Genomic DNA, 5,838 nt, shown 5'->3' with positions numbered 1-5,838 from the left:
GGCGTCCCACCCGAATCCCGGGTGGGACGCCGCCGCATCACAGGGTGGAGCTAGGGGGATTCGAACCCCCGACCTTCTCATTGCGAACGAGACGCGCTACCAACTGCGCCATAGCCCCGCAGTAGGACCGATCGTAGCACCGTAACCGTGGCCGCCCGCAAATCGCACAGCAGTGACACGCAACACCGGCTCCTGAGCCAGCGGGCCAGCGGACTCAGGCACCTGCGCGGCGTCGTTCGAGCACCGCCTCCAGATCGATGGGGTGGAATACCGGCTCGTCAGCACCCGCATCAATGCCGGCGGTGGGGTAGGTACGCACATTGCGAGGACGTTCCGGAACCGGGGCGGAATCGAATGCCGGCTCCGCCGGGGGCTCGTAGCTGCGGCGCGGAGCCGGCGCCGCCAGAGTGTAAGTAGGCGCCGGGACGCTAACCGGATGCCAGCCCTGAGGCGGAGTCGCCGGGGCCTTAACATCACCAGCCCCAGCATGACCGGCGCGGCCGCTCACCTTGGGCGCGGAAGCCGGGCCGCGCGGCGCAGGCGGCGCAACCGCGAGTGCGGGAGCCGCATCATCCCGCTCGTCTCCCGCCTCGGGCTCCTGGTCGGCCGCGTCAGCCTCCGCCGCCGGCAGAGGCGACTCATCCACCGCGCCACCCCCTAAGCCGGCCGCATCAGCCGCATCCGCAGCATCCGCAGCATCCGCAGCATCCGCCTGGGCCGCCGGATCAGCCGCCCCCTGCTCCGCGAGCCCGGCATCCAGCTCACCGGACAGCGGCGCATCGGCGCCGGCAGCCGACGCATGCCGGTCCTCACCCTGCTCAGCCGTCTTGGCCTCTGCACGGGGCCTCACCGCCGTCCCAGACTCCGCCGGCTCATCCGCAACCAGGCGGCGCCCGGCGGCACCGCCGGTCAGCGTGGTCAGCTCACGCTCGAGCGCAACAATCCGCCGACGCTCACGCAGATCGGATACGGCAGAGGCACGAGCCGCCCGGCGCCCCGCAACCGCTGACACACCCAGCAGGCCGGCGGGAACGAGCACGGGCCACCAAGGCATCGCGGTCACCCCGGCAACCACGAGGACGCCGACGGTGACGCCCAGCAGGATGAGCGCGACCGTGGCGCGGTGCGAGGCGGCCACCCGACGCCGCTCGCGGCTGCGCTCATGCGCAGCACGCACGCGTTGCAGCTCACGCTCCTTGCGCAGCGCGCGCACATTCCTGACCTCGGGCCGATTCATCGCCCTCACCTCCGGTCGGCGTCGAAAAATCGTGGTGTGCCCACCGCAGCAGCCACCCTCCGCAGCGGCTGCACTTCCCGTTGCGAGAAGCCGCAGCCCAGAGGAGTAGCGGTCCTCGGCATTGGCCATCCCCATCGCCTCGCGGCGCCCTACCAGGAACGGCAGCAGGTACACGGCGAGAACCGTTACGAGCGCGACCAGCGCCCACGTCTCGATTCCCACGGCTCAACCGTAAAGGGGCGGGCACCCGGATTTAGGGCACTTACCCGGCGTGTTGGCAGGAATTGCGCCCGCGTTTTAGCCGCAAATTCTCTGCGGTGTGAGCTAGGCCCATCCATCACACCTCAGTTTTCACATTCGTCCCAATCGACTCACAAATCCCGCTTCGGCCACGCGGTCCTCGGCGACGACGGCGAATACAACATGATCCTCCCAGGCGCCATTGATGTACATCAGCCCCCGCTGCACCCCCTCCTCCCGCAGCCCGAGCCGCCTGCACACAGCCAGGCTGCGGGCGTTCTCCGGCCTGACGTCGATCTCCACGCGATGCAGCCCCACCTGCGGCCCGAGCAAATGGTCCAGCACCATCGCCACCGCAAGCGTCATCACGCCGCGCCCCTCCCACGGCGCCCCGATCCAGTAGCCGACATTCGCGCACTCCAGCGCGCCCCACCGGATCGATGAAACTGACACCTGCCCCGCCAACGCGCCATCCACCTCCAGCACGAAGGGCATCGCCTCGCCTCTGCGCGCCAGCCGATTCTGGGTACGCGCATACTCCCGGAAGGACCCCAGCACGTCGGGGCTGCCTGGCGGCAGCGTCGCCTCCCAGGGCGTCAGGCGGGCGTCGTCGGCCAGGCGCAGCCACTGCCACTGCGCCTCATCGCCGGCACGGACGGGGCGCAGACTCACCGTGCTCGGCCCGCGTGCCAGCGAGCGCGCCGTCACCGCGGACTCGGTCAGGCACACCGGCCACGGAAAACGACGCCGCCACCCCCACAAACCGCCGCTGCCTACCCACCCAGCCAGACCACCCAGATCGCCAAGGCCACCGCGACAACCGTTTGCCACTGCTGCTCCCGCCGCTCAGGCGTCAAGTAGCAGACAGTGCAGCGTGTCCCCGGACACCACAGTCTGGGTGTCCTCCGGAACGACGGCGATCGCATTGGCCTTCGCCAGGCCCAGCAGCCGGCTGGCCCCCGGCTGCGCCGTCGGCCGGGCGGCATATCCACGTGCCGGCGAACCGGTCAGGTGCACCGGCACGAACTGCCGTTTACGGGCCGGAGAGTGCCAGCCGGAGGATATCGTCGCCGGCACGGACGCGCGATGGAGATCCTGCCACCCCGCGATCTGCCGCAGCACCGGGCGGATGAAGGTCTCGAAGGCGATCTGCGCGCTTACCGGGTCACCGGGCAGGCAGAAAATCGGGGTGCCCTCAACCGTGCCCACGCCCAGCTGCCGACCCGGCGACATGGCCACGGCGTCAAAACGCACCGTACCCAAAGGCGCCAGTACATCCTTGACCGTATCCCCCTGTCCGACGCTCAACCCGCCGGTGGTGATCAGCACGTCCGCGCGCACGAGCTGGTCCTCGATGGTCTCGGCCAGTGCGCCCAGGTCGTCGGGCACCGCCGCCACCCGGAAGGCCTGTCCGCCTGCGTCGGTCACCGCGCAGGCGAGCGCGTGCCCGTTGGCGTCGTATATGTCTCCGGCGTCGCGCGCATGATCGGGCTCGACGAGCTCGTCGCCAATGGACACGATCACCACCCTGGGCGCCGGATGCACCTTGACCCGGTGCCGGCCAATACCGGCCAGCAGCGCGATCTGCCGCGCCGAGACGCGCGATCCCTGCGGCAGGACCGTGGTGCCCGCCTGCACATCCTCAGCACGACGGCGCACGTTGTCCCCGGCTGCCACCGCCGCCTGCACCTGCACCCGCGAGTGGCCACGGTCCGTGTCCATCCACGGCACGACGGCGTCGGCTCCCAGCGGCAGGGGCGCGCCGGAGTCGATCAGAATGGCCGCACCCGCCACCAGGCGCGTGGGGCGCATGTCCCCGGCCCGGACGGCGTCCATCACCTCCAAGGCGGCGGGCGAGTCCGCGGAGGCAGCGGCGACGTCGGCGGCGGCGACCGCATACCCGTCCAGCCCGGCCAGGTCGACTGCCGGAAGATCAATATCGGCAACTACGTCCTCGGCCAAGACGCAACCCACCGCATCCAGGAGAACCACGTCCAGGGGCGCCGCGGCCCGGGCGATCTCCAAGCAGGCGGCCAGGTGCTCGGCAACGGTACGCATGGGGGCTTGTCCTCCTCCGGCCCGAGTCCCGGCTACGGGCCTACCGGACCAGGCTACCCGTCTGCGGCGGGCGCCCCGGTGGTGGACCACCGAATGAAACCCAGCCGGGCCTATGGGGACAACACCCCGGTCTGCGCCTACACTCCCCCCGCCCGTAACTGCGACAATGCTGCCATGAGCACTCAGGCACGCGTCCTGCCAGACACCAGTTCCCTGGCGGCCAGCGACGCCAAGGAGCAGCTGCGCCAAGTACTGCGCCGCCACCGGGCCACGCACCACCGTCATCCCGAGCACGGCCACAACTCCACCTGCCAGCAGCTGACCGCGCACATCCTGCAAGCCATCGCCGGCATGAGCACCGTAGCCGCCTACGTGTCGGTGTCGCATGAGCCCTGCACCCGGCTGCTGCTGGAGCAGCTGGAGGGAACAGGCACCGCAGTGCTGCTACCGGTGCTCGGCCCGCAGCTGACCCGCTCCTGGGGCTATTTCCGCGGGGTGGCCGACCTGGCCGAGCGCTCTCCCGGGCGCCCGCCGGAGCCGAGCGGCGAGGTACTGCCCGCCACCGCCATCGCCGACGCCGAGGCCGTGATCGTTCCGGCGCTCGCGGTCGACCGCTCCGGCCGCCGCCTGGGACAGGGGGGCGGCTGGTATGACCGAGTGCTGCCTCTGAGACGCAGGGGAACACCGATCTTCGCCGTGGTCCACGACGATGAGCTGGTAACCCAGCCGCTGCCCGGCCAGCCGCACGACGCCCCCGTAGACGCGGTCATCACACCCGACGAGTGGTTCCTGCTGGAGGGATCCGCATTCGCCGGCGGGGCCGCCGATCACCACCGAGACTGACCGCCATGCCGACTGCGGCGCAATCACATCCGCTTCCTACGCCAGTGGTCTTCCGCCTGCCGGCACCACCCGGCAGTCCTGCCCGCCATCCACAACCGCGGTAGGCGACACCCCGCGAGTCCCGCGTTCACAGGGCGGCTGCGCGCACAGCTCACGGATGCCACCGTGTGCATATGCCTCAGCTCCGCCGTCAGCGCCCCCGCACCCACCAGGCCGAACGCAGTCAGAAGCCGGCGCGCCGCCGCCCGCCGCGTCCCTCGCTACTGCTGTGGCGCCACCGCCACCTGGTCGTAGCCATCTGCCTGGGTGCCGCCGTGATCGCCGCGCTGGGGGTGCTGCGGCCCGCGCCGGCAGGGCAGCAGGAGGTTCTCGTCGCCGCGCGACACGTCAGCGCCGGCACGATTCTCACGGAAGCGGACATTGAGGTGCGCGCGGTGGAACAGTCGGCGCTGCCCGGGAGCGGCCTGGTCGGGCCGGAGATCGTGGGCACACGCGCCGCGATCGCCCTGGAGGAGGGGACGATTCTGACCACCTCCATGACCAGCGCCTCCCTGGCCGCCGACCTGGCGCCGTCAGAGCGCCTGGTCCAAGTGCCGGTCGACGTCGGCGCACAACTGGCCGAACCGGGGGCCAGGGTCGACGTAGTGGCGCAACGGGGCGCCACAGCGCCGGACGGGACTGCGGCCGGTGACCCGACCGCAGTCATCTGCTCGGGCGCACGGGTGGTGCTGACCCAGGTGGAGGGAGACGACAGTCAATGGAGCACCCGGACGAAGGTCACACTCGTTACCCTTGCTGTTCCCGCTGTGGACGCTAGTCTAATCGTCGGCGCGGCCACGAATGGTGCGCTCGGCATCGTGCTGAGCCCATGACACCGCCGCCCTTACGCCACGCGGTTGCGGCCCGTCTCCCGAGCGCTGCGCCGTTTCCGCTTCATGACCTCCGCGGGTGGCAGTTCCACACCCTCGCTCGACAACGAAAGGTTCCCCATGCTCAAGGGATTCAAGGAGTTCATCGCCCAGGGCAATGTCCTCGAACTGGCCGTCGCCGTCATCATCGGTGGTGCCTTCGCCCCGATCGTGCAGGCCATCACCGATGTCATCATGGGCATCGTCGGCGCCCTGGTGAAGCAGCCGAACTTCGACTCCGTGCTGCAGTTCTCCATCAACGGCTCCGACCCGATCCAGCCGGGCATCATCATCACCGCCATCGTCAACTTCCTGCTCGTAGCCGCCGCGGTCTACTTCTGCGTAGTGGCGCCGATGAACCGGCTCACCGCACGCCTGAAGAAGGAGGCGGAGGACAAGCCCGCCGAGCCGACCGACGTCGAGGTGCTCACGGAGATCCGCGACCTGCTCCAGCAGCGCCAGTCCTGAGCCGTGCTCGCTGCTGCTCGCACTGGGTCGGCAGCGACAGCCCTATCTGCACTGAAGTGGTGCCCGCCAATGCGGCGGGCACCA

The 5,838-nt window shown here is 70.1% G+C and carries 6 protein-coding genes and 1 tRNA gene; 3 read left to right on the top strand and 4 right to left on the bottom strand.

The genetic code is table 11. The features are described 5' to 3' along the window. Window positions 1–45 precede the first annotated feature (45 nt). The 4 genes from GZ998_RS03895 to glp all read right to left on the bottom strand — a co-directional run bounded on the left by GZ998_RS03895 (window position 46) and on the right by glp (window position 3,535). Window positions 46–118, bottom strand: a tRNA-Ala gene (locus GZ998_RS03895). A 96-nt stretch (window positions 119–214) separates the two neighbouring features. Next, the gene (locus GZ998_RS03890; protein ID WP_219109090.1) at window positions 215–1,459 is read right to left on the bottom strand and encodes a hypothetical protein; all 1,245 of its coding nucleotides are present in this window, start codon (window positions 1,457–1,459) and stop codon (window positions 215–217) included. A 129-nt stretch (window positions 1,460–1,588) separates the two neighbouring features. Beyond that, window positions 1,589–2,149: a GNAT family protein gene (locus GZ998_RS03885; RefSeq protein WP_308807154.1), complete on the bottom strand. Its 561-nt coding sequence runs from the start codon at window positions 2,147–2,149 to the stop codon at window positions 1,589–1,591. Between the two features lie 174 nt (window positions 2,150–2,323). Then, window positions 2,324–3,535 (bottom strand): gephyrin-like molybdotransferase Glp, encoded by a 1,212-nt coding sequence (gene glp / locus GZ998_RS03880; protein ID WP_219109089.1) that lies wholly within the window; start codon window positions 3,533–3,535, stop codon window positions 2,324–2,326. Between the two features lie 174 nt (window positions 3,536–3,709). Here glp and GZ998_RS03875 point away from each other — a divergent pair, with 174 nt between their 5' ends. The 3 genes from GZ998_RS03875 to mscL all read left to right on the top strand — a co-directional run bounded on the left by GZ998_RS03875 (window position 3,710) and on the right by mscL (window position 5,754). Beyond that, entirely contained in the window at window positions 3,710–4,378 is a 669-nt protein-coding gene (locus GZ998_RS03875) for a 5-formyltetrahydrofolate cyclo-ligase (protein WP_161923557.1), read from the top strand. A 173-nt stretch (window positions 4,379–4,551) separates the two neighbouring features. Then, entirely contained in the window at window positions 4,552–5,250 is a 699-nt protein-coding gene (locus GZ998_RS03870) for an RcpC/CpaB family pilus assembly protein (protein WP_219109088.1), read from the top strand. Window positions 5,251–5,367: 117 nt separating this feature from the next. Then, window positions 5,368–5,754 carry a large conductance mechanosensitive channel protein MscL gene (gene mscL, locus GZ998_RS03865; protein ID WP_161923555.1) on the top strand — a complete coding sequence of 129 codons (387 nt, stop codon included), beginning with the start codon at window positions 5,368–5,370 and terminating at the stop codon, window positions 5,752–5,754. The last annotated feature ends 84 nt before the right edge of the window (window positions 5,755–5,838 follow it).

Origin of the sequence: Actinomyces sp. 594, from assembly GCF_019325145.1 — a bacterium.
In the GTDB taxonomy this organism is placed as follows: Bacteria; Actinomycetota; Actinomycetes; order Actinomycetales; family Actinomycetaceae; genus Actinomyces.
The sequence above is the reverse complement of the archived record's forward strand: the minus strand, read 5'-3'. Positions and strand labels throughout refer to the sequence as shown.

Excerpts from the sequence above, each read along its gene's own strand:
- GZ998_RS03875 (WP_161923557.1), top strand. The coding sequence starts at position 3,710 with ATGAGCACTCAGGCACGCGTCCTGCCAGACACCAGTTCCCTGGCGGCC.
- glp (WP_219109089.1), bottom strand. The coding sequence starts at position 3,535 with ATGCGTACCGTTGCCGAGCACCTGGCCGCCTGCTTGGAGATCGCCCGG.
- mscL (WP_161923555.1), top strand. The coding sequence starts at position 5,368 with ATGCTCAAGGGATTCAAGGAGTTCATCGCCCAGGGCAATGTCCTCGAA.
- GZ998_RS03870 (WP_219109088.1), top strand. The coding sequence starts at position 4,552 with ATGCCTCAGCTCCGCCGTCAGCGCCCCCGCACCCACCAGGCCGAACGC.